We start from the raw sequence: 22669 nt of genomic DNA on the forward strand, positions 1-22669 counted from the left end.
CGGCGTGATCAGGAATATCGCATCACGCCGTCGTCGATGCGACCGAACCGCAAGGTGACGATGTCGAGAGCGTAATTCTGGTACAGCCGCCACGGCTGCTTCGAGCCCTGCTTCGGCATCTTTGCGAGCGAGCGCTGCACGTAACCGGAGGTGAAATCAAGCGAGGGCTGCGCGGTGATGGTCGGATCGTCATTGTGCGGCATGCACTGGCGGAAATTGTGCCGGTCCATGTAGTTGATCAGCCGGCAGACATATTCGCAGGTGAGATCACATTTCAGCGTCCAGGACGCGTTGGTGTAGCCGAACGCCGACGCCATGTTCGGCACGTCGACATACATCATGCCCTTGTAGGTCAGCGTGTTGGCAAAATCGACGGCGCGGCCGTCGACGCTGACCTCGAGGCCACCGACGACCTGGAGCACCAGCCCTGTCGCCGTGACGATGATGTCGGCGTCAAGCTTGCTGCCGTCCTTCAGGCGGATGCCGTCGCGCGTAAAAGTGTCGATCTCGTTGGTGACCACGGAGGCGCGCTGCTCACGGATCGCCTTGAACAGGTCACCGTCTGGAACGAGGCATAGCCGTTGATCCCAGGGATTGTAGCGCGGCGTAAAATGGGTCGCGACATCGTAGTCCGGCCCCAGCGCCATCTGCACGCCCTTGAGGACCAGCTCCTTCACCTTGGCGGGGCGGCGCCGGCTGAGCTGGAAGAAGAACATCCCCCACATCACGTTGCGCCAGCGGATCAGATGATAGGCGAGCCGCGCCGGAAGATTGCGGCGCAATTTGTTGGCGACGGGATCCTGCGCCGGGCGCGACACAACATAAGTCGGCGAGCGCTGCAGCATGGTGACCTGCGCCGCCTTCTTGGCTAGCTCCGGCACCAGCGTCACCGCGGTCGCGCCCGAGCCGATCACGACGACGCGCTTGCCCTCATAGTCGATGTCTTCGGTCCATTTCTGCGGATGCACGATGCGGCCGGCGAAATCCGCCGCACCCGAAAACTCCGGCGTGTAGCCTGCCTCGTATTTGTAATAGCCCGAGCACATGAACAGGAAATCGCAGGTGAAACGCACGAGTTCGGTCGCACCCTCGCCTGCGATGCGCTCGGCCTCGACCGTCCAGCGTGCGTCAGCCGTCGACCATGCCGCACGCTTGACACGATGGCGGAAGCGGATGTGGGTCTCGATGCCGTTCTCGGCCGCGGTCTCGCGCACATAGTTCAGGATCTGCGGCCCGTCCGCGATCGCCTTCGGATCAGTCCACGGCTTGAAGGAATAGCCGAGCGTGAACATGTCGCTGTCAGAGCGGATGCCGGGATAGCGAAACAGATCCCAGGTGCCGCCGATGCAGTCGCGCCCCTCCAGGATGACGTAGCTCTTGCCCGGGCACTTGGTCTGAAGATGATAGCCCGCGCCGATGCCGGACAAGCCGGCTCCGACGATCAGCACGTCAAAATGTTCCTGGGCCATGGTTTCCTCCGCCGTGCGGATTGTCTGGCCTGCTTCTCAGCCAGTCAATCGATAAGCCGCGGACTCGTCCGTTGGGTGCGGCGCGACAACGGAGTGCCAGAGCGTCCGTTGGGCGCTGCAATGGGCCCGCGATTGCATCAGAACTTAAAATCTACTATAACGCGAATTATTTCAGGCTGCTCTTTCAATTCATTCCTATTGGGGTTCTGATGACAGATCACAGCGCTGATGGCTCGCCCGACCATGGCGACGGCGAGACTGAACTGATCACGCCTCCCTCCATCCACGCGATCAACCTGATGGGTGGGCTCTACCTGTTCATAACCGTGCTGTTCTTCTACCTGCTCATAGCGACCTGGCCTGTCCTTGAAACGGGTGGCGGTGCGTTCAAGGACTTCCACATCTTCTTCTCGCGGCATTCCTGGGAGCCGGACAAGCAGATGCTGTTCACCGTAATTGTCGCCGGAGCACTCGGCGGCCTCACGCACACCATGACGTCGTTCGGGGATTACGTCGGCAACCGTCAGCTCAGCACCAACTGGCTGTGGTTCATGATCTTGCGCGTGCCGATCGGAATGACGCTCGCCGTGCTGTTCTACTTCATCGTCCGGGGAGGCCTTCTGCTCCCGACTCTTTCGACTCCGCCCGCGGGAACGCAGGTGCCAACCAATTCGACCCTGCAGCTGAACCCCTACGGCATGGCCGCTTTCGCAGCGTTGGCGGGGATGTTTTCCAAGCAGGCAACCGACAAGCTTGCCGCCGTGTTCGACGCCGTCTTTGCTATGAGGAAACCGGTGGACCGCGACAACCCCCTCAACGCGAGAGAGACCGATCTCAAGGTTGCCCCGGCCAAGCTCACGCAAGGAAAGCTGGAAGAGTTGACCGTCACCGGCAGCGGCTTCCAGACGGACACCAAGGCGACCATCAACGGCAAGGACAGGGCTTTCAAAAGGTCCAGCGCAACGGAGGGCAAGATCACCCTGCTCAACGAAGACGTCCTCAGCGTCGGCGATCTCGCCATCGTCGTCGTCAACCCCAACAAGGACGTCTTCAGGACTACGGTCAAGGTCGTCGCCCCGTAATGTCGGCGACTGAGGCGCCCGTAGCGCACCCCTGGGGTCCAGAAACAACGAAGCCCCGGATTGCTCCGGGGCTTCGTCCGTTCCTGAGGTAGGCTGCGTCTCAGTAGCGGTAATGGTCCGACTTGAACGGGCCTTCCTGCTTGACGCCGATGTAGTCGGCCTGGTCCTTGCGCAACTCGGTGAGCTTGACGCCAATCTTGGCGAGATGCAGCCGGGCCACCTTCTCGTCCAGCGACTTCGGCAGCACGTAGACTTCCTTCTTGTACTTGCCGTCCTTGTTGTTGGCGAAAAGCTCGATCTGCGCCAGCGTCTGGTTGGTGAACGAGGCCGACATCACGAAGGAGGGATGGCCCATCGCATTGCCGAGGTTCACGAGGCGGCCTTCCGACAGCATGATGATGCGGTGCTTGTCGGGGAATTCGATCTCGTCGACCTGCGGCTTGATATTGGTCCACTTCAGGTTACGCAGACCCGCGATCTGGATCTCGTTGTCGAAGTGACCGATGTTGCAGACGATGGCGCGATCCTTCATCGCGCGCATGTGTTCGATCGTGATGATGTCCTTGTTGCCGGTCGCCGTGACGAAAATGTCGGCGCGCGGCGCGGCGTCTTCCATGGTCACGACTTCGTAGCCTTCCATCGCCGCCTGCAGTGCGCAGATCGGATCGATTTCGGAGACCATGACGCGGCAGCCGGCCTGGCGCAGCGAGGCGGCCGAACCCTTGCCGACGTCGCCGAAGCCGGCGACCATCGCGACCTTGCCCGACATCATCACGTCGGTGCCGCGGCGGATGCCGTCGACCAGCGATTCACGGCAGCCATAGAGGTTGTCGAACTTCGACTTGGTGACGCTGTCGTTGACGTTGATCGCAGGCCACAGCAGCGTGCCGGCCTTCTGCATGTCGTAGAGACGATGCACGCCCGTGGTGGTCTCTTCGGAAACGCCCTTGATGCTCTTGGCGATCTCGGCGAAGTAGCCCTTCGGCTTTTCCTTGAGCTGCTTCTTCAGAAGCGCGAAGAAGACCTCCTCTTCTTCCGAACCCGGCTTGTCCAGGAAGGCGGTGTCGCCGTTCTCGGCGCGCAGGCCGAGATGGACGTACATCGTGGCATCGCCGCCGTCGTCGAGGATCATGTTCGGGTGACCGCCGCCGTGCCAGTCGAACAGCTTGGCGGTGTAGTCCCAGTATTCGGCCAGCGTCTCGCCCTTGACGGCAAAGACGGGAATGCCGGCGGCCGCGATCGCCGCCGCGGCGTGGTCCTGCGTCGAATAGATGTTGCAGGAGACCCAGCGAATGTCGGCGCCGAGCGCGGCCAGCGTCTCGATCAGCACGCCGGTCTGGATCGTCATGTGCAGCGAGCCGGCGATGCGCGCGCCCTTCAGCGGCTGCTTCGGGCCATACTCTTCGCGAGTGGCCATCAGGCCGGGCATCTCGGTCTCGGCCAGCGAGAGCTCCTTGCGGCCGAAATCGGCGAGCGAAATGTCCTTGACGATGTAGTCGGAGAAGCCGGGCTTCGCATTCATAGCGGAGGTCCTGTTGTTGAATTGGTCATTCCGGGTGCCGCGACGCGGCGAACCCGGATTCTCGACATGATGGATAAGGATCCCGGGTTCGCCGCGTCGCGGCGCCCGGGAATGACGTCGGTGATCAGACTGCGCGCTTGAGGGCTTCGACGAGATCGGTCTTCTCCCAGGAGAAGCCGCCCTCGTTATCGGGTGTGCGGCCGAAATGGCCGTAGGCCGAAGTACGTGCGTAGATCGGGCGGTTGAGATCGAGATGGCTGCGGATGCCACGGGGCGTGAGATCCATCGCCTGCGCCGCCGCCTTCTCGAGCTGGTCCTCCGACACCTTACCGGTGCCGTGGGTGTCGATGTAGATCGACAGCGGACGCGCCACGCCGATGGCGTAAGCGAGCTGGAGCGTGCAGCGGTCGGCAAGACCGGCCGCGACGATGTTCTTGGCGACGTAGCGGGCAGCGTAGGCCGCCGAGCGATCGACCTTGGTCGGATCCTTGCCGGAGAACGCGCCGCCGCCATGCGGAGCCGCGCCGCCGTAGGTGTCGACGATGATCTTGCGGCCGGTCAGACCGGTGTCGCCATCGGGACCGCCGATGTAGAACTTGCCGGTCGGGTTGATGTGCCAGATCGTCTTCGGCGTGATCCAGTCCTTCGGCAGCGCCTCGCGCACATAGGGCTCGACGATGTCGCGGATCTGCTTGGACGAGATGTCCTCGACCAGATGCTGGTGCGATACGACGATCTCGCGCACGCCGACCGGCTTGCCGTTCTCGTACTGCACGGTGACCTGGCTCTTGGAGTCCGGACCCAGCACCTTCTCGCGGCCCGAGTGGCGCGCTTCGGAGATGAGGCGCAGGATCTTGTGGGCGTAGAAGATCGGTGCCGGCATCAGGTCGGGCGTCTCGTTGGTGGCGTAGCCGAACATGATGCCCTGGTCGCCCGCGCCCTCTTCCTTGACCTCGCCCGGCTGCAGCGCATCGACGCCCTGCGCGATGTCGGCCGACTGGGGGTGCAGAAGGATCTCGATGTCGCAGGTCTTCCAATGGAAGCCGTCCTGCTCGTAGCCGATGTCCTTGATCGCGTCGCGGACGACGCCTTCGATCTGCTCGTTGGTGACGGATGCGGGGCCGCGGGTTTCACCGGCGATCACCACCTTGTTGGTGGTCGCGAGCGTCTCGCAGGCCGCACGAATCTGCCAGGGATCGATGCCGGCTTTCGGCCCTTCGCGGTAGAACAGGTCGACGATTTCATCGGAGATCCGGTCGCAGACCTTGTCGGGATGGCCCTCGGACACGGACTCGCTGGTGAAGAGATAGGACGCGCGCATCAGTAACCCCTTGTTCCGCCGCTAAGCCGGCGGGCGTTTGCGATGTTTAGCCTTGGATATGTCAATCACGACGTCGCGAGATGACGTAGGATTCGTCGAGAAACCAGAGCCCGTTGTACTTTCGCAGCACATCCCTGGCGGCATCCAGAGTGCGGCCGTTTTGAGTCATTTCTGTCAATCGATCGTCCTCGATCTGAGCGACATACACCGCCGCATTCCACGCTGCAAAGGCCGTCGAGGTTCCGATGGTACCCGTCACCTCGTTGGGCAGCGCTTCCATATCATACCTGAAGATCGAGCGGTTATCCGCATAAGCATTAAAATTTAGGTCGCGGCCCAACGATCCGAGTTCATACTTCACGGCGCGCAATAGCTCATGACGGCTGACCGAGAAAGGATTTTCTCCCGGCCAGATCGCCTGGATCATTTCCATGCCCGGATCCTGGCCGTGGGAGTGGATTCCAATCAGCCGCCCCCCGGGCCGAAGCGCCCGCGCCAGCGGTGCAATGATCCGTTTTGCCCGAAAATTGACCGAGGACAGCGCACGGTAGGGCTGGGATGCGATGACGAGGTCGAAATTGGCCTCGGTCTGGCCTGGCCTCGGAATGGTCGAATCCAGCAGGAACCTGTGATCCTCGCGGTAGAGCACGAGCACGACGGGCCTCTCGTAGAGGGGCATGGCCGTGCGCGGGCTGATCGCGGCGCGCCAGTTCTGCTCCAGGAACGGCCTCAGCTCGGCGATCTGCTGCTCGAACTCGCCTGACGATGCGCCCCGGAGCGGGACTTCGTGCCAGACGGTGGCCGCCGCCGCCGCCGGCGATGCCGGCGTCAGCCAGGGCGCCTCCGAGTAGAACATGTTGGTGAAGACGAACACCGACGCCGGATGCTCGAAAATGCGATCCGGCACCTTCTCCAGCGTCAGGCGCAAATCTTCGAGACTGAGCTCCTTGCCGGCGACATAGAACGGCATGTGCGGATAGCGCTGGTGCGTTGCGCGCAGCACCCGCGCCAGCACCGTGCCGTCGCCGACGCCGGCGTCGAATATGCGCAGAGCCGGCGGGCGCGGATGGATGCTGGCGAGTTCCAGCGCCACGCGCTCGGCAACCACCCGCTTCTCGCTGCAGGTGTGGACGAACAGCAGGTATTTCTGCCGATTCTCGAAAAAGCGGAAATTGCCGCGCGGATCGCGCTTTTCCGGCGGCACCTGAAGCCCCCGCGGCGGCGGCAGGCCACCGGTCGTCGATGCGGCGATATAGGCCTGGATCCGCTCCAGGGTATCGACGGTGATGCGCTTTCCCTCGCGCAGCCGGTGCACCAGCTTCCCATCGTTCACCGCACGCCGGCCAAATGTCGATTCAGCCATGTCCGCCTTGCGGCAGAACTCGGTGATCTGGCTCAGGATTTCGTCGTTCTTCATCAGTGGGAATACGGTGGGCAGGTGGGTTGGGACCAGACCATTAGCAAGTTCTGCCCACCGGGGGAATACCCACAATCGCTTTACCCCACGTCCAATGACGGGAGCGTGAACCCCGACGCGCCGCCGGGCAACAAACAAGCGCTTCTCCTGTTACGGGGTTTCCGCCATGCGCCGCCTGCTCATCGCGCTCTGCCTGCTCGCCGCGCCTCTGTGGGCCGCACCTTGTCTCGCGCAGGCGCGCAGCCAGCTCGGGCCGCTCTGCACCACCGACACGACGCCTGCGGACAAGATGATCGACGCCTGCACCAGGATCATCGCGCTGAAGGTGTTCAAGGGCGAGCAGCTCGCGACGGTCTACTTCTGGCGCGCGGTGGGCTGGAACAAGAAGGGCGATTACGCAAAGGTTATCACTGACGCCACCGAAGCGATCCGGCTCCAGCCGAGCCAGGCGGCCTACAATCTCAGGGGATCGGCCTACTACGACAGGGGCGAGCACGAGATCGCGATCACCGATTTCGACGATGCGCTGAAGCTCGGCCCGCCAAGCGGCATCATCTTCCACAATCGCGGCAACGCCTGGCGAGGCAAGGGCGACTACGCCAAGGCAATCGCCGATTACGATATGTCGATCAAGGCCGACGCCGGGTCGGCGTTTTCGTTCCAGAACCGCGGCATCGCCAAGGAGGCCCTCGGCGATCTCGACGGGGCGCTGGCCGACATCAACCAGGCGATCCGGCTCGACCCGACGCTGCCGCAACCGCTGATCAACCGCACCGCGATCTGGCGTGCCAGAGGCGATTTCGATCGCGCGATCGCCGACGGCAGCGAGGCGATCCGGCTCGCAAAGGAGAAGCCGCCCGTCAACATCATGACGCCCCCGAACAGCGTGCTGATCTCGGGCTACACCCATCGCGCGCTGGCCTATGAAGCCAAAGGCGACTACGCGCACGCGCAAGACGATTACAAGGCGACGCTGGCGATCGTGGCTTCCGATGCCGGCAGCAAGGCCAACCAGGCCACCGCAAAGGTGCGACTGTCGCTGGTGACGGATGCGGGCGCGCCGATCCCGCGCGATGCGCCGGCACCGACGACGCAGCCGAGCGCGGCCCATGCTCCGCAGCAGACCGGCGCGGCGCCAATGCCCTCGCCTGCTCCGGCCGCTCGCGGCACGCGCATGGCGCTGATCATCGGCAACGGCGCCTATGCGCATGTCAAGGCGCTGCCCAATCCGCCGAACGACGCGCGCGCCGTCGCCAGGAGCCTGCGCGACATCGGCTTCACGGTATCAGAAGGCGTCGATCTCGATCACGCGACGATGCAGAAGATGACGCGCGATTTTCTGCGGGAGGCGGCGCGGGCACAGGTCGCATTGGTCTACTATGCCGGCCACGGCGTTCAGGTCGACGGCCGCAACTATCTCATACCCGTCGACGTCGAGCTCAAGCCGGGCACGGGCATGACGGATGCGATGATCGACATGGACACGATCATGGCCGGCCTCGACGACCAGGTCCGCACCAATATTCTGATCTTCGATGCCTGCCGCAACAATCCGATGGCGCAGCAGGTCGCGGCCGCCGGCAACAACCGCGCCATCGAGGGTGCCTCGGGCCTCGCAGCGCCAACGAGCCTGGGGGCCGGCGCGACGCTCGGCGCGGGCACGCTGATCGCCTTCGCCACCGCACCGGGCCAGGTCGCGCTCGACGGCGAAGGCGCCAACTCGCCCTTCTCCGCCGCGCTGTCACGCCATCTCGGCACGCCCGGGCTCGAAGTGCAGCAGATGCTGACGCGGGTGCGGGCCGAGGTGGTCTCGTCCACGAAGAGCAAGCAGGTGCCGTGGTCGAACTCGTCGCTGCTGGGCGAGGTCTATCTGGCGGAGAAGTGAGGAGGCTGGCGACGCAATGCGTTGACGACGCCAAAATTCGGCGTCGGCCCGGCGAAGGCCGGGACGACACTGGGAGTGTGGCGAGGTCTATCCGTCACTCACGTGACGGGATGCGTCGGGCCTAGTTGCCCCACACTTCCTTCGCGATCTCGACCGCCAGGCTCAGCTTGGCCCACTGCTCCTCTTCGGAGAGGATGTTGCCCTCTTCCGTCGATGCGAAGCCGCATTGCGGGGAGAGCGCGAGCTGCTCCAGCGGCGCAAACTTGGAGGCCTCTTCGAGACGACGCTTGATGTCGTCCTTCTTCTCGAGCTCGCCGAACTTCGAGGTGATGACGCCGACCACGACGACCTTGTTGCCCTTGGGCAGGAAGCGCAGCGGCTCGAAGCCGCCGGCACGGTCGCTGTCGTATTCGAGGAAATAGCCGTCGTAATTGGTGCCGGCGAGCATGGTCTCGGCCACCGGCTCGTAACCGCCCGAGGAAATCCACGTCGAGCGGAAATTGCCGCGACAGACATGCGTCGTCACAACCATGTCGGCCGGCTTCTCGGCCAGCGCGTAGTTGATGACGCGCGCATAGATTTGCTGGAGGCCGTCCGGATTGTCGCCGCGCTCCCGCGCCTTCTGCAGCTCGTCCGGCGAGCAGAGATAGGCCCACACGGTGTCGTCGAACTGGAGATAGCGGCAGCCGGCGTCGTAGAACGCTTTCACGGCTTTGCGGTAGGTCTTGCCGAGATCCTCGTAAAAAGCGTCGAGATCGGGGTACACGTCCTTCGAGATCGCCTTGCGGCCGCCGCGGAAGTGCAGCACCGCCGGCGAGGGGATCGTCATCTTGGCGGTGACGTGAGCCTGGTCAGTGTACTTCTTCAGGAAGCGGAAGTGATCCAGCATCGGGTGGTCGTCGGGGAAGTCGAGCTTGCCGATCACGCGCACCGCGTCGTGACGGGTCTGCACTCCTGCGAACTGGATGCCGGAGTCGGGATGGAACAGCTCGCAGCCGGTGAGCTTGGCCAGGAAGTCGAAATGCCACCAGGAGCGGCGGAATTCGCCGTCGGTTGCGAGCTTCAGGCCGACCGAGGCCTGCTTGTGAACGACCTTCTCGATCTCCATGTCCTCGATCTTGCGCAGATCGTCGGCCGAGATCTCACCCTTCTCCAGCCTGGCGCGGGCTTCCTTGATCTTGGCCGGACGCAGGAGGCTGCCGACCTCGTCGGCGCGGAAGGGGGCTTTGGTTCGCTGCATTGTCGACTCCCGGAATATCTTAGTGGGCCGCCGCCCCTGCGACGCCGAGGTGGCGCTCGAGGACCGAGGGGTCGGCCTTCAGCGCGGCGCTCGGAGCGTCGTGGACGATCGTTCCGCGCTCCAATATCACAACACGGTCGGCCAGCCCCAGAATCTTTTGCGCATTCTGTTCGACGATGATCGAGCAGATGCCGCCGGCCCGGGTGATGGTCCCGATCGCCTTGAGCAGCTCCTCGACGATGATCGGGGCAAGGCCCTCGGTCGGCTCGTCCAGCAGCAGAACCTTCGGGTTGAGGGTCAGCGCGCGCCCGATCGCCAGCATCTGCTGTTCGCCGCCGGAAAGCTGGTTGCCGAAATTGCTCCGCCGCTCCTTCAGCCGCGGGAACATCTCGTAGACCCTCTCGAAGGTCCAGGGTCCCGGCTGCGCCACTGCGGTCATGTTCTCTTCCACCGTCAGCGAGCGGAAGATGTTGCGCTCCTGCGGTACCCAGCCGATGCCGGCCCGTGCTCGCTGGTCGGGCCGCAAGGCCGTGACGTCGGTCCCGGCGAGCGCGACGGTGCCGGAGAAACGGCGGGTGACGCCGACGATGGAGTTGATCAGCGTGGTCTTGCCGGTGCCGTTGCGCCCGAGCAGCGCCAGCACCTGCCCTTCGGCGAGACGCAGGGACATGTTCGGCAGCACCACCGCCTCGCCGTAGCCGGCGCGAAGCGAGTCGATCGCGAGCAGGTCAGACATTGACTGCCTCCTCGCCGAGATAGACCGCCTTGACCTGCGGGTCGCGCGCGACCTGCTCGGGCGGGCCTTCGGTGAGCAGCGCGCCGGAGACCAGCACCGAGATGCGGTCGGCAAAGGAGAACACCAGATCCATGTCGTGCTCGATCAGCAGCACCGTGACGTCGCGCGGCAAGCTGCCTACGACCGCGAGAATGTCGTGGCGCTCGCTCTCGGGCACGCCGGCGGCGGGCTCGTCCAAGAGCAGCACGCGCGGCTTGGCTGCGATCGCGACCGCAATCTCGAGCAGGCGCTGCTTGCCGTAAGGCAGCGTCACGGTCTGTTCGTTCATGACGTCGAGCAGGTGGAATCGCGTGAGCAGATCGGCGATCTCGCCGTTGACGTCGCTGCGCGTGCCCATCCGCCGCCACCAGTCGCCGCCATGACCGAGGCGCTCGGAGACGGCAAGGCCGATGGTCTCCAGCGGGGTCAGGTCGGGATAGAGCTGGTTGATCTGGAAGGTGCGCGACAGGCCGCGCAGCACGCGCTTGTGCACGGCAAGGTCGGTGATGTCCTGGCCCTCGAGCAAAATTCGGCCTGAATTCGGCTTGAGCACGCCGGTGAGCTGGTTGATGACCGTGGTCTTGCCGGCGCCGTTCGGGCCGATCAGCGCGTGGCGGGCGCCCTGCTCGATCTTCAAGGACAGATCGCGGGTGACGCGCAGGCCGCCGAACTGCTTTTCGAGATTCTGGGTTTCGAGCGCGATGGTCATGCGTCGCTCTCCGGCACGGCGACGACGGCCTTGCGTCCGGCAAACTGCTTGATCACGAGGTTCGGCACATACAGCACCCAGCGGTGCAGGCGCTGGCGGCCGACCAGCACGATCACGACCAGCACGAGGCCGATCCAGAACTGCCAGTATTGCGGCGTGATGGTGGCGAACACTTCCTGTAGCATGCGGAAAATCACCGCGCCGATCAGCCCACCGTAGAGATAGCCGGTGCCGCCAATGACGAGCACCAGCATCAGATCGGCCGAGCGGTCGAAGGCGAACACGTCGAGCGAGGCGATCGCGGTGGTCTGGGTGAACAGCGCCCCTGCAATGCCGGCATAGAATGCCGCGAGCGTGTAGATCGCGATCAGCCGGCGGTTGACGGGAATGCCGATGGCGGCCGCGCGCAGCGGATTGTTCTTGATCGCGCGCAATGACAGCCCGAACGGCGAGTGCACGACGCGGCGGGCGAACAGGAACAGGACGAAAAGCACGGCAAGCGAATAGAAAAAGCCGGTCTTGCCGAACATATCGAACGATATCTCGCCGAAGATCGGCTGCATCTCGATGCCCTGCAGGCCGTCGGTGCCGCCGGTGATATTGGAAAAGCGTTCGGCCAGCGCCTCCAGCAACAGCGCGATACCGAGCGTCACCATCAATCGGGTCAGGTCGACGCCGCGGATCACCAGGAAGCTGGTGGCAAAGCCCAGCACCATCGCGGCCAGGCCTGCGACGATCAGCGCGAGCACGGGCTCGTTGATGATGCCGTGCAAGGCAAGCAGCCCCGCGGCATAGGCACCGACACCGAAGAAAGCGGCATGGCCGAGCGAGACGATGCCGGCATAACCGAGGATCAGATCGAGCGACATGGCGAACAGCGCCAGCCGCAGGATGTCGGTCATGATCAGATAGCGCGTGGGAAATACGAAGCCGCAGGCCAGCACGATGAGCCAGAAGGCGACTTCGCCGTAGTGCCAGCGCGCCTGGCGCTGGGCGTGAAAACCGACGTCGGAAGCGGCGTTCATCGGCGAACTCAACGCGCGGCCGTGCGGCCGAACAGGCCGTTCGGGCGCCAGATCAGGATCACGATCATCATGGTGTAGATCACGAAGGGGCCCATCTTCGGCACGTAATATTTGCCGGCGACGTCGCCGATGCCGAGCAGCAGCGAGGCCAGGAACGGCCCGGTGATCGAAGACGAGCCGCCGACGGTGACCACGATCAGGAAGTAGATCATGAATTTCAGCGGGAAATACGGGTCGAGGCCGAGGATTTCGGCGCTGAGCGCGCCACCGAGGCCGGCGAGACCACAGCCAAACGCGAAGGTGAAGGCAAACACTTGCGGCACGTTGATGCCGAGGCCGCTCGCGGCACGGGGATCATCGACCGCGGCGCGCAGCCGGCTGCCGAAGCGCGTCTTTGCCAGCACCATCTGGAGAGCGATGGTGAGCAGGCCGCAGATCGCGATGATCATCAGCCGGTAGCGGCCGATGCCGACGCCGAACACGTCGAACTGGCCCTGGAGCGCAGCCGGCAGGTTGATGAAGACGCGCGATGAGCCCTGGATGTAATCGACGGCCGCGACCGACATGAACGTGAGCCCGATCGTGAACAGCACCTGGTCGAGATGGCTGCGCGCATAGAGATGGCGGTAAAGCGTGCGCTCGAGCGCGATTCCGATCGCCGCAGAGGAGACGAAGGCGAGTGGCAGCGCGGCAAAGAAAGGCCAGCCCATCCGGTTGACCAGCACCATGCAGACATAGCCGCCCGCCATCGCGAAGGCGCCGTGGGCGAGATTGACGAAGTTCATCAGGCCAAGCGTGACCGCAAGCCCGCAGGCGAGCACAAACAGCAGCATGCCGTAGGCGACGCCATCGAACAAATTGGTGAGGATAGAGGTCATCGTCTCAGCTTGGTGTTGTCGTCATGGCCGGGCTTGTCCCGGCCATCCACGTTCTTGTTTCGGCTCTCGCGTGGATGCCCGAGTCAAGCCCGGGCATGACGAGAGCGGGGGGCGAGATCCCCGATGCGCGCTAAGCGCGCTCGGGGATAACGCGCTTTCGCGCGTCACTTCTTGGTCTTGCCGAGGTCCTTGACGGCTTCGAAAGTCTGGAACTCTACGTTGTAGAGCTCGCCGTCGACCTTCTCGACCTTGCGGATGTAGATGTTCTGCACGATGTCGCGGGTCTCCGGATCGATCGAGATCGGGCCGCGCGGGCTTTCCCACTTCTGACCCTTCATGGCCTCGACCAGCTTGGTGCCGTCGGTGTCGCCATTGGTCTTCTTCAGGGCTTCGTAGATGAGGTGGATGCCGTCATAGCCGCTCACTGCCATGAAGCCCGGACGGTTGCCGTAGGCCTTCTTGTAGGCCGCGACGAAGTCCTTGTTCATCTGCGAAGGGTGCGCCGCAGAATAAAGATGCGCGGTGACCGTGCCGAGCACGGCGTCGCCCATATTGTTGAGCAGATCGTCGTCGGTGACGTCGCCGGGTCCAATCACCTTGATACCGGCCTTGTCCAGGCCGCGCTCCGCATACTGCTTCATGAAGTTGCCGCCCTGACCGGCCGGCACGAACACGAAGATCGCGTCGGGCTTGGCGTCCTTCATGCGCTGGAGGAACGGAGCGAAGTCCGGGTTGGCGAGCGGCGTCTTGACCTCCTCGACCACCTCACCGCCGCCAGCGGTGAAATTCTGCTTGAAGAAGTTGAGCGCGTCGTTGCCCGGCGCGTAGTCCGAGGTGAGCGTCGCCACCTTCTTGATGCCGTTCTTCACCGCCCAGTCGGCAATGATGGTCGAGGACTGCGCCAGCGTGAAGCTGGTACGCACAATATAGGGCGAGCGCTCAGTGATGATGGAGGTGCCGGCCGCCATCACGACTTCCGGAATCTTGGCCTGCGTCGCGAGCGGTGCGGCGGCGAGCGCCGCCGGCGTCACGCCAAAGCCTGCGATGAAGTTGACCTTGTCGTTGACGATCAGCTCCTGCGCGGCGGTCTTGGTCTTGTCGGGAATCGCAGCGTCGTCCTTGAGGATGATCTCGATCTTCTTGCCGGCGACGGTGTCGCCCTTCTGCTGCATGTAGAGCTTGATCGCATTCTCGATCTGCTTGCCGGTCGAAGCCTGACCGCCGGTCATCGGCAGGATCAGGCCGACCTTGACAGTGTCCTCGGCCTTGGCAGGCGCGACGGCCGCGAGGCCCGCGATGGCGGCTGCTGCGGCAGCCCAAGAAAGCTGTTTGCGTTCGAACATCAGATGTCCCTCCCCTTCATTCCTGACCTTTTGTGCGGCGGATCGAGCGCCCGGTCCTTGCCTTAAACTTCGCTCACGCGCGAGTGATATCGCGCGCCACATGGCGTCTTTCGCGCCCTTCTTGTCAATCGGACGTTTGGCGACCATTCGGCGCAAGCCGAGCGTTCCGACTGCAGACATTCAGCGGCGCTATCGCGGTTACATCCGGGTAACCCGAACACCGCGACCTCGCACGCCAATTTGTACGATTGTACAAATATAATGGACCTGTCAACGAGAAAGCCTCTCCCGCGACCAAGCCAATTTGTCGCGAGCGGTCAGGCCGCAGTCTAGAAAAGCAGCTGGCCGCGTGGATGGAGAATTTCGTCTTTCTTTTGCAGAATTCGGACTCGGCGAGGCTATCTCCTCCCCTTTATAGGTAACAAAATACCTACCTCGAATAAGTCTATTTTACCTGTTGAAGGCTAGTCTCCCGGCGCCAGCCTGAGCTGGCGTCCAACGACCGAACCCGCGCGCGCCAAAATGCTCAAACCTTTCCGCTCCGTCCTTACCCTCGCTGTGCTCGCCGCGGGGCTATCCGGCTGCGGCACCGTCAACGAAAAGCTTTCGGCCGGCATGGGCGACTACGTCCCGCAATGGGCCGGCGGTCTGCCGGCCGACGCCCCGCCGCGCGCCGGCACGCCGCAATACGACGCCTACATGAAGGAGCGAGAGCGCAAACGGCTGCTGCCGGCCGCCGATCGCGAGAAGGAAGAGCAGGCGCAGAAGGCCGCGGCTGGGTCGACGTCGGGGAGCGCGGTGCGCTGAAGAGGCGGATGGGGCGTGGCGAACAAAGGCCCTTCTATTCGCCTCTCGCCATTCGCTAATCCATAAACACCACGGTCTTCCGGCCATTGGGAATGACGCGGTCATCGAGATGGTAGCGGATCGCTCGGGCCAGCACGCGGCGCTCGATGTCGCGACCCTTGCGGACGAGATCCTCAGGCGTGTCGCGATGGCTGATGCGCTCGACGTCCTGGTCGATGATCGGGCCCTCGTCGAGGTCACGCGTGACGTAATGCGCGGTGGCGCCGATCAGCTTGACGCCGCGCTCATGGGCCTGGTGATAGGGCTTTGCGCCCTTGAAGCCCGGCAGGAACGAGTGGTGGATGTTGATGCAGCGCCCCGAGAGTTTCCCCGACAGATCGTCCGACAGGATCTGCATGTAGCGGGCGAGCACGACGAGATCGGTCCCGGTCTTGGCGACGAGATCGAGGATCTGCGTCTCCTGCTCGCGCTTGGTTTCCTTGGTAACAGGCAGATGGTGGAACGGGACCCCGCCGAAATCGAGCCCGGCATAGACTTCGCGCGGATGGTTGGAAACGATCGCGGCCAGCGTCATCGGCAGCTCACCGGTGCGCCAGCGATAGAGGATGTCGACCAGGCAGTGGTCGGATTTCGACACCAGCAGCATCACCTTGCGATGCGCGGCGCGGTCGCGCATCTGCCACTCCATGCCGAAGCGCTCGGCAATCGCGGCAAAGCCGGTCTGGAGCGCCGACAGCTCCACGGCGAGATCGGCCGCGGTGAACACCACGCGCATGAAGAACTTTTTGGTCTCGACGTCGTCGAACTGCTGCGCGTCGAGAATGTTCTGTCCGTTATGGGCCAGGAAGGTGGACACCGCCGAGACGATGCCGGGGCGATCCGGACAGGACAGGGTCAGGACATATTGATGATCGGGCATGGCTGTTGAAGAAATGGCTCTTGATGAAGGTTTGTGCACTGGGCCGCGGAACGAGCCGCGATTTGCGGCCTGCTCTATCACCGACCCCGCCCTTGCGCCAATCCCGACCGTAGAGTCAGGATGAACGTACCATTGCGATTTACCGACCGGAGCACGCCCATGGCCGACCGCTTGAACGGCACCCGCATCCTGATCCTGGAAACGCGCGAGGAGGCGCAATTTTCCAAGCTGCTGGCCGAGCAAGGCGCAGAGGTCGTGCAATGCCCGATGTTCACCATCCAGGATGCGCCGGACCCCGCCCCGGTCGAGGCCTGGATTCGCCGTGCCATCGACAGGCCCCTTGACGACCTCGTGCTGATGACCGGCGAAGGCCTGCGGCGGATCATGAAGCTCGCCGTCGCCCGCGGGCTCGACCAGGCGCTCGTGGCGGCGCTTGCCAAAACGCGTAAATTCAGCCGCGGGCCGAAGCCCGGCAAGGCGCTGCGCGAGAATGGGCTCGAGACTCAGCAGACTACGGAGAAACCGACCACCGAAGGCGTGATCGAGATGTTGGGCAAGCTCGAGCTGAGGGGACGTCGCCTTGGCGTCCAGCTTTATCCCGACAAGGACCACAGCGCGTTGACCGGCGCGCTTGCCGCGCAAGGCGCCGAGCTCGATACCGTGCTGCCTTACACCTACGATTCCAAGGCAGCGGATGCCAACATCATCACCGCCATCGACGACATGGCGGAGGGACGGATCGATTGCATCGCGCTGACCAATCTCGGCCAGGTCCGCCGCCTGATCGAAGCCGCCAAGACACATGGCAGCGAGGCGCGCCTGCGTGCCGGCCTCGAACGGACGCTGATTGCCTCGGTGGGGCCGGCAGTCTCGGGCGAACTCGCCGGACACGGCCTTCGCACCGACGTCTCGCCGGCGGACGACGCCTATTTCATGCGTCCGCTGATCTCGGCCATGGCAGCGGCGCTGGCGGAGCGGAAGCCGAGAACCACGGCGAGGTAAGAGCGAAGCGCAAGGGCGGCCTGCGGCAGTTCCAATTGACACGACCATCACCGGCGATACGTTGCCGACGGACATAAGAAACAACAAGGGCAAGGGAATCGCCGTGATACGAGTCATCGCGCTGTGAGCGCAGCCGCACGGCCGTCGGCGCTCGCGCCATTCCGCATCCGCAACTATCGCTTCCAGTGGCCGTCCGACCTGCTCACCTCCTGGGCGTTCGAAGTCGAGACGCTGGTGCTCGGCTGGTACATCATGGTCGAGACCGGCTCGGTACTGCTGCTCACCGTGCTCGGGTCGCTGCAATTCGTCGGGACACTGGTTGCGCCGGTGTTCGGCATGATCGGCGACCGCATGGGTCATCGCGATCTCCTGGTCGCGATGCGCCTTGCCTATACAACGCTCTCGTCGACCATCATGGTTCTGGCGCTGACCGGTCACCTGACGCCGTTCAGCGTCATGATCATCGTGACGATCATGGGGATGATCCGCCCCTCGGATCTCGGCGTCCGGGGCGCGCTGCTGGCCGAGATCATGCCGGCCGAGCAATTGGTCGGCGCCATCAGCGTTGCACGCACGACCCAGGACAGCGCGCGCATCGCCGGAGCATTGACGGGCGCCGGGCTGTTCGCCGTCCTCGGCATCGGCCTCGTCTATGTAATGATCGCCTGTCTCTACTTCACGGCCGCGCTTCTGATGCTCTGCCTGACCCGGCCGGAAAGGTCCGTCGCCACGAGTGATCTTCCGGCGAACAGCCACGCCGTCTCGCGCTTGTTGGGCGACCTCAAGGAAGGGATCGTCTACGCCTGGAATGGCCCGGGAATGGGGGCAGCGCTGTGCGTCGCCTTCCTCGCCAATCTCACCGCATTTCCCTTCACCGGGGGATTGCTGCCCTACATCGCGCGCGAAATCTTTCATACCGACCAGACCGGTCTCGGTTATCTCTCGGCGAGCTTCGCCGTCGGCTCGCTGATCGGCTCCATCACGCTTAGCCTGGTCGGCGGACTGCGCATTGCCCGGCTCCTGATCGGCGCAACGCTGGCCTGGTACGCCATGCTGCTGGTGTTCGTCGAGATCAGGACCATGCCGGTGGCGATGGCTTGCCTCGTTCTCGCCGGCATCGCCCAGAGCATGTCGATGATCTCGGCGGCCGTGATCCTGATGCGGACGGCCAGCGCGCATCTCCGGGGCCGTGTGATGGGCGTGCGCATGATGGTGATCTACGGCCTGCCGCTCGGCTTGCTCGCGGCCGGCAGCCTGATCGACATCATCGGCTATTCCGCGACGGGCTCGCTCTATGCCGCCGCAGGGTTCATCGCGATGCTGGCGATCGTGGTGCGCTGGCGCGCGGACCTCTGGCCGGTCCACGCTCCCGCCAATGCGCGATGACGGGGACCTAGTCCCCGTACCCGCGCAACTTCTCGACATCGAGGATGGTGACGCCGCCGTATTCGAGCCGCAGCAGCCCCTCCTTCTCCAGCCGGTTCAGAGCACGGTTGGCATTCTGGCGGGACATGCCGGAGAGCGCGCCGATCTCCTCCTGGGTGATCTCCAGATGCGCGGTCGATTCCGGATAGAGGATCGGGTTGAACAGTGAGGCGATGCCGCGGGCGAGACGCGCGGTCGTATCCAGCGTGCGGTTGACCTCGAGCATGCCGATGAACTGGCCGAGCCGCTCGTTGAGCTGGCGCACCAGGAAGCGGTTGAAGCCGACGCTGTTCTCGAACAGCCACATGAAGGCGCTGCGCTCCATCAGCGCGACGCGGCTGTTGCGCAGCGCGACCACGTCATAACGCCGCGGCTCGTTCTTGAGCACGCTGCCCTCGCCGAACCAGGCCCCCGCCGTCAGCCCGGCCAGACTCGCCTCCTTGCCGTCGCGCGAGACCCCGCCCATCCGGGCGAGGCCGAAGACCATGCCGGCCCAATAGTCGAACGTGTCACCGCGCATGAACACGCTCTCGCCGGTGCCGTAGGACCGCTCCGTGATCCCGGCGCGAGCGACCTCGATCTCGGCATCCGTGAGCTCGCGCGACCAGGCGGCGACGCGCTTCAGTTGATCCTCTGAAATCATGATCCCGAAGCCAGCCGCACTGTTCTCGTCACTCCGCTCTTCTGCTGCATTGCAACATAGCTATCTCGACCGTCATCCAACGAAAGATGAAGGCCGCTGCCGCCCGAAAAACTTTGTCGCAGAATTGTCAGTCAGGAGACATTTCAAAATAGCGCTTTCCCCTATTGAGGACCACCTCGGGCGCTGCGGCTTTTGATCCCAAACGGGAACGAAAGTGGCGAGGCTCGGTCGGGACCATCTGCTGCATGGCCTCACCGGCACGGCCGTACTAGGATCGCCCGAGAGAAACGGACGAAGAGCGCCACTGAATGCGCCATCACCGGGAGGGATTCGTTTGGTGGCTACCAGTCTCGAAGTGCGCGGCGTGTCCTTGCGATTCGGTGGCGTCCGTGCGCTGACCGACGTCGGCTTCGCCATCAGGGAAGGCGAGCTGTTCTCGATCATCGGCCCCAACGGCGCCGGCAAGACCTCGATCGTGAACTGCATTTCCGGCCGCTACAAGCCGACCGAAGGCCAGCTGTTCTACCAGGGCCGCGACATTACCGGCCTGACGCCCAACGCGCGCGCTTCGCTCGGCATCGGCCGCACCTTCCAGAACCTGGCCCTATTCCACCACATGAGCGTGCTCGACAACATCATGGTCGGCCGCCATCACCTGTTGAAGAACAATTTCCTCACCGGCTCGCTGTATTGGCTCACCGGCGCACGCAAGGAAGAGCTCGCGCATCGCCGCAAGGTCGAGGAGATCATCGACTTCCTCGACCTTCAATCGGTGCGAAAAGCGCAGGCCGGCACCCTCTCCTACGGCCTGCGCAAGCGCGTGGAGCTTGCCCGCGCCATGGCGCTGGAGCCCCGCCTCATTCTCCTCGACGAGCCGATGGCCGGCATGAACTTCGAGGAGAAGGAGGACATGGCCCGCTACATCGTCGACCTCAACGAGGAGTTCGGGATGACGGTGGTGATGATCGAGCACGACATGGGCGTGGTGATGGACATCTCCCACCGCGTCATGGTGCTGGATTTCGGCCGCAAGATCGCCGAAGGCGATCCGGCCGCCGTGCTCGCCGATCCCCATGTCAGGCGCGCCTATCTCGGCGAGGAGGACGAGGTGCTGGTCGACCCCGACGATGCCCCGCCGGCGCAGGAGAGCGCGGCATGATGGACTATGCGGGCCGCGTCGCGCAGGCCGATACCTATCCGAAGATGCTCCGGCTCAATGCCAGGGAGCACGGCAACGAGATCGCGCTGCGCGAAAAGGATCTCGGCCTCTGGCGCCCGTTCACCTGGAACGATTACCAGACGCGCGTGCGCGATTTCGCGCTCGGTCTCATCGAACTCGGCCTGGCGAGCGGCGACGTCATCGGCATCATCGGCGACAACCGGCCGGACTGGGTCGCGGCGGAAGTGGCGACGCATGCGATTGGTGGCCTCAGCCTCGGGCTCTATCGCGACGTTCTGGACGAAGAGGCCTCCTATCTCCTCAACTATGGCGAGGCGCAGCTCGTATTCGCCGAAGACGAGGAGCAGGTCGACAAGCTGCTCACCCTCGCCGACCGCGTGCCCAAGCTGAAGCACATCATCTATTCCGATCCGCGCGGCATGCGGAAATATGACGATCCGCGGCTGCTGTCGGCGGAAAAATTCGCCGAGCTCGGCCGTGCCCGCGCTGCGCGCGAGCCTGAGCTTTACGATCGGCTGGTGGATGCGACCAAGGGCGAGGATGTCGCGATCCTCTGCACCACGTCGGGCACCACCTCGCATCCAAAACTCGCGATGCTCGCCGCCGGCCGCGTGCTCGGCCACTGCGCGACCTATCTCGCCTTCGATCCGAAGGGACCGGAGGACGAATACGTCTCGGTGCTGCCGCTGCCCTGGATCATGGAGCAGGTCTATGTGCTCGGCAAAGGCCTGCTCTGCCGCATGAAGATCAACTTCGTCGAAGAGCCCGAGACGATGATGAACGATCTGCGCGAGATCGCGCCGACATTCGTGCTCTTTGCCCCGCGCGTCTGGGAATCGATCGCGGCCGACGTGCGGGCCAGGGTGATGGACGCCACACCCTTCAAGCAACGCCTGTTCGATATCGGCATGAAGTCAGGCCTCGCCGCGCTCGAACAGGGCAAGCGCTCCGGTTTTGCGGATACAATCCTGTTCCGCGCCTTGCGCGACCGCCTCGGTTTCACCCGCCTGCGTTCGGCCGCGACCGGCGGTGCCGCGCTCGGGCCTGAGACCTTCAAGTTCTTCCAGGCCATGGGCGTGCCACTGCGTACGCTCTACGGCCAGACCGAGCTGTTGGGTGCTTACACGCTGCATCCCGAAGGCAAGGTCGATCCGGACACCACCGGCGTACCAATGGCCGACAGCGTCGAAATCCGCATCGACAACGCCGACGTTCATGGCGTCGGCGAGATCGTGGTGCGGCATCCCAACATGTTCCTCGGGTATTACAAGAATCCCGAGGCGAGCGTTGCCGACATCAAGGACGGCTGGATGCTGTCGGGCGACGCCGGCTATTTCAATGACGACAAGCAGCTCGTCGTCATCGACCGCATCAAGGACCTTGCGGAAACTTCGCGCGGCGAGCGCTTCTCGCCGCAGTTCATCGAGAACAAGCTGAAATTCTCGCCCTATATCGCTGAAGCCGTTGTGCTGGGCGCCGGCCGCGACGCGCTCGCCGCGATGATCTGCATCCGCTATTCCATCATCTCGAAATGGGCCGAGAAGAACCGCCTGTCGTTCACGACCTATAGCGATCTCGCCTCGCGGCCCGAGGTCTATGCGGTGCTGCGCAAGGAAGTCGAGACCGTCAACGCCACTCTGCCACCGGCACAGCGTATCTCGCGTTTCCTGCTGCTCTACAAGGAGCTCGACGCCGACGACGGCGAGCTCACCCGCACCCGGAAAGTGCGCCGCAGCGTCATCAACGAGAAATACGAAGGCATCATCGATGCGATCTATCGCGGCGATGCCGACATCCCCGTCGACACAATGATCCGCTTCCAGGACGGCACCACGCAGCGGGTGCGTACGACGTTGCGCGTGGTGGATCTCGGCGGGCACGGGCATTTGGCGGAGGCTGCGGAGTGAGGAAGTCTGTCACTCAGCACGCTGCTGCCCTTCGCCTCTCCCCGTCTGCGGCAGTGCCATCGCATATGGATTTCACGAGGACCGCGGGCTTGCCCCGCTTCTCCCGCTTGCGGGAGAGGC

Annotated in this window: 19 protein-coding genes; 7 read left to right on the forward strand and 12 right to left on the reverse strand. The window is 63.8% G+C overall.

What is annotated here, in order from left to right; all coding sequences use genetic code 11:
* Nucleotides 1-8: 8 nt before the first annotated feature.
* Nucleotides 9-1469 (reverse strand): flavin-containing monooxygenase, encoded by a 1461-nt coding sequence (locus tag OC450_RS17495; RefSeq protein ID WP_262048345.1) that lies wholly within the window; start codon nt 1467-1469, stop codon nt 9-11.
* Between the two features lie 209 nt (nt 1470-1678).
* On the opposite strand from OC450_RS17495, the gene OC450_RS17500 reads away from it, so the two are divergent.
* Entirely contained in the window at nt 1679-2551 is an 873-nt protein-coding gene (locus tag OC450_RS17500; protein WP_262048346.1) for a hypothetical protein, read from the forward strand.
* A gap of 100 nt (nt 2552-2651) precedes the next feature.
* Here the strand turns inward: OC450_RS17500 and ahcY are convergent, their stop codons facing one another.
* The 3 genes from ahcY to OC450_RS17515 form a co-directional block, all read right to left on the reverse strand.
* Entirely contained in the window at nt 2652-4073 is a 1422-nt protein-coding gene (ahcY, locus tag OC450_RS17505) for an adenosylhomocysteinase (protein WP_211385015.1), read from the reverse strand.
* A gap of 124 nt (nt 4074-4197) precedes the next feature.
* Nucleotides 4198-5394: a methionine adenosyltransferase gene (metK, locus tag OC450_RS17510; RefSeq protein ID WP_211385014.1), complete on the reverse strand. Its 1197-nt coding sequence runs from the start codon at nt 5392-5394 to the stop codon at nt 4198-4200.
* Nucleotides 5395-5455: 61 nt separating this feature from the next.
* A complete protein-coding gene (locus OC450_RS17515; RefSeq protein WP_211385013.1) occupies nt 5456-6811 on the reverse strand; it encodes a hypothetical protein in 1356 nt (451 codons plus the stop codon).
* 166 nt (nt 6812-6977) lie between these two features.
* Here OC450_RS17515 and OC450_RS17520 point away from each other — a divergent pair, with 166 nt between their 5' ends.
* Entirely contained in the window at nt 6978-8696 is a 1719-nt protein-coding gene (locus OC450_RS17520) for a caspase family protein (RefSeq protein WP_256808437.1), read from the forward strand.
* A gap of 121 nt (nt 8697-8817) precedes the next feature.
* On the opposite strand, the gene OC450_RS17525 is transcribed toward OC450_RS17520, so the two are convergent.
* The 6 genes from OC450_RS17525 to OC450_RS17550 all read right to left on the reverse strand — a co-directional run bounded on the left by OC450_RS17525 (nt 8818) and on the right by OC450_RS17550 (nt 14666).
* Entirely contained in the window at nt 8818-9936 is a 1119-nt protein-coding gene (locus OC450_RS17525) for a cobalamin-independent methionine synthase II family protein (RefSeq protein ID WP_211385011.1), read from the reverse strand.
* 19 nt (nt 9937-9955) lie between these two features.
* The gene (locus OC450_RS17530) at nt 9956-10672 is read right to left on the reverse strand and encodes an ABC transporter ATP-binding protein (protein ID WP_262048347.1); all 717 of its coding nucleotides are present in this window, start codon (nt 10670-10672) and stop codon (nt 9956-9958) included.
* Entirely contained in the window at nt 10665-11420 is a 756-nt protein-coding gene (locus OC450_RS17535) for an ABC transporter ATP-binding protein (RefSeq protein WP_262048348.1), read from the reverse strand. The genes OC450_RS17530 and OC450_RS17535 overlap by 8 nt, the downstream gene beginning before the upstream one ends.
* Nucleotides 11417-12445 (reverse strand): branched-chain amino acid ABC transporter permease, encoded by a 1029-nt coding sequence (locus OC450_RS17540; RefSeq protein WP_211385008.1) that lies wholly within the window; start codon nt 12443-12445, stop codon nt 11417-11419. Before OC450_RS17540 ends, OC450_RS17535 begins: the two co-directional genes overlap by 4 nt.
* Before the next feature lie 8 nt (nt 12446-12453).
* A complete protein-coding gene (locus OC450_RS17545; RefSeq protein WP_211385007.1) occupies nt 12454-13323 on the reverse strand; it encodes a branched-chain amino acid ABC transporter permease in 870 nt (289 codons plus the stop codon).
* Nucleotides 13324-13487: 164 nt separating this feature from the next.
* Nucleotides 13488-14666: an ABC transporter substrate-binding protein gene (locus OC450_RS17550; protein WP_211385006.1), complete on the reverse strand. Its 1179-nt coding sequence runs from the start codon at nt 14664-14666 to the stop codon at nt 13488-13490.
* Between the two features lie 522 nt (nt 14667-15188).
* Here OC450_RS17550 and OC450_RS17555 point away from each other — a divergent pair.
* Entirely contained in the window at nt 15189-15473 is a 285-nt protein-coding gene (locus OC450_RS17555; protein ID WP_211385005.1) for a hypothetical protein, read from the forward strand.
* Nucleotides 15474-15528: 55 nt separating this feature from the next.
* Here the strand turns inward: OC450_RS17555 and purU are convergent, their stop codons facing one another.
* A complete protein-coding gene (gene purU / locus OC450_RS17560; RefSeq protein ID WP_211385004.1) occupies nt 15529-16392 on the reverse strand; it encodes a formyltetrahydrofolate deformylase in 864 nt (287 codons plus the stop codon).
* Between the two features lie 159 nt (nt 16393-16551).
* Here purU and OC450_RS17565 point away from each other — a divergent pair, with 159 nt between their 5' ends.
* Both OC450_RS17565 and OC450_RS17570 read left to right on the forward strand, forming a co-directional pair.
* Nucleotides 16552-17394: a uroporphyrinogen-III synthase gene (locus OC450_RS17565; protein ID WP_211385003.1), complete on the forward strand. Its 843-nt coding sequence runs from the start codon at nt 16552-16554 to the stop codon at nt 17392-17394.
* A gap of 123 nt (nt 17395-17517) precedes the next feature.
* Entirely contained in the window at nt 17518-18780 is a 1263-nt protein-coding gene (locus OC450_RS17570) for an MFS transporter (protein WP_211385002.1), read from the forward strand.
* A gap of 7 nt (nt 18781-18787) precedes the next feature.
* On the opposite strand, the gene OC450_RS17575 is transcribed toward OC450_RS17570, so the two are convergent.
* Nucleotides 18788-19462, reverse strand: coding sequence for a Crp/Fnr family transcriptional regulator (locus OC450_RS17575; protein ID WP_211385001.1), 675 nt, complete (start codon nt 19460-19462; stop codon nt 18788-18790).
* A gap of 337 nt (nt 19463-19799) precedes the next feature.
* Here OC450_RS17575 and OC450_RS17580 point away from each other — a divergent pair, with 337 nt between their 5' ends.
* Nucleotides 19800-20621, forward strand: a complete 822-nt coding sequence (locus OC450_RS17580; protein ID WP_211385000.1) for an ABC transporter ATP-binding protein — start codon at nt 19800-19802, stop codon at nt 20619-20621.
* Nucleotides 20618-22549, forward strand: a complete 1932-nt coding sequence (locus OC450_RS17585) for a long-chain fatty acid--CoA ligase (protein ID WP_262048349.1) — start codon at nt 20618-20620, stop codon at nt 22547-22549. Before OC450_RS17580 ends, OC450_RS17585 begins: the two co-directional genes overlap by 4 nt.
* Nucleotides 22550-22669: the final 120 nt, after the last annotated feature.

The organism is Bradyrhizobium sp. Bra78, from assembly GCF_024519855.1.
GTDB lineage: Bacteria > Pseudomonadota > Alphaproteobacteria > Rhizobiales > Xanthobacteraceae > Bradyrhizobium > Bradyrhizobium japonicum_G.

Bases quoted from the DNA above. Each gene is read 5' to 3' on its own strand.
- OC450_RS17495 (WP_262048345.1), bottom strand. From the start codon at position 1,469: ATGGCCCAGGAACATTTTGACGTGCTGATCGTCGGAGCCGGCTTGTCC.
- OC450_RS17500 (WP_262048346.1), top strand. From the start codon at position 1,679: ATGACAGATCACAGCGCTGATGGCTCGCCCGACCATGGCGACGGCGAG.
- ahcY (WP_211385015.1), bottom strand. From the start codon at position 4,073: ATGAATGCGAAGCCCGGCTTCTCCGACTACATCGTCAAGGACATTTCG.
- metK (WP_211385014.1), bottom strand. From the start codon at position 5,394: ATGCGCGCGTCCTATCTCTTCACCAGCGAGTCCGTGTCCGAGGGCCAT.
- OC450_RS17515 (WP_211385013.1), bottom strand. From the start codon at position 6,811: ATGAAGAACGACGAAATCCTGAGCCAGATCACCGAGTTCTGCCGCAAG.
- OC450_RS17520 (WP_256808437.1), top strand. From the start codon at position 6,978: ATGCGCCGCCTGCTCATCGCGCTCTGCCTGCTCGCCGCGCCTCTGTGG.
- OC450_RS17525 (WP_211385011.1), bottom strand. From the start codon at position 9,936: ATGCAGCGAACCAAAGCCCCCTTCCGCGCCGACGAGGTCGGCAGCCTC.
- OC450_RS17530 (WP_262048347.1), bottom strand. From the start codon at position 10,672: ATGTCTGACCTGCTCGCGATCGACTCGCTTCGCGCCGGCTACGGCGAG.
- OC450_RS17535 (WP_262048348.1), bottom strand. From the start codon at position 11,420: ATGACCATCGCGCTCGAAACCCAGAATCTCGAAAAGCAGTTCGGCGGC.
- OC450_RS17540 (WP_211385008.1), bottom strand. From the start codon at position 12,445: ATGAACGCCGCTTCCGACGTCGGTTTTCACGCCCAGCGCCAGGCGCGC.
- OC450_RS17545 (WP_211385007.1), bottom strand. From the start codon at position 13,323: ATGACCTCTATCCTCACCAATTTGTTCGATGGCGTCGCCTACGGCATG.
- OC450_RS17550 (WP_211385006.1), bottom strand. From the start codon at position 14,666: ATGTTCGAACGCAAACAGCTTTCTTGGGCTGCCGCAGCAGCCGCCATC.
- OC450_RS17555 (WP_211385005.1), top strand. From the start codon at position 15,189: ATGCTCAAACCTTTCCGCTCCGTCCTTACCCTCGCTGTGCTCGCCGCG.
- purU (WP_211385004.1), bottom strand. From the start codon at position 16,392: ATGCCCGATCATCAATATGTCCTGACCCTGTCCTGTCCGGATCGCCCC.
- OC450_RS17565 (WP_211385003.1), top strand. From the start codon at position 16,552: ATGGCCGACCGCTTGAACGGCACCCGCATCCTGATCCTGGAAACGCGC.
- OC450_RS17575 (WP_211385001.1), bottom strand. From the start codon at position 19,462: ATGATTTCAGAGGATCAACTGAAGCGCGTCGCCGCCTGGTCGCGCGAG.
- OC450_RS17585 (WP_262048349.1), top strand. From the start codon at position 20,618: ATGATGGACTATGCGGGCCGCGTCGCGCAGGCCGATACCTATCCGAAG.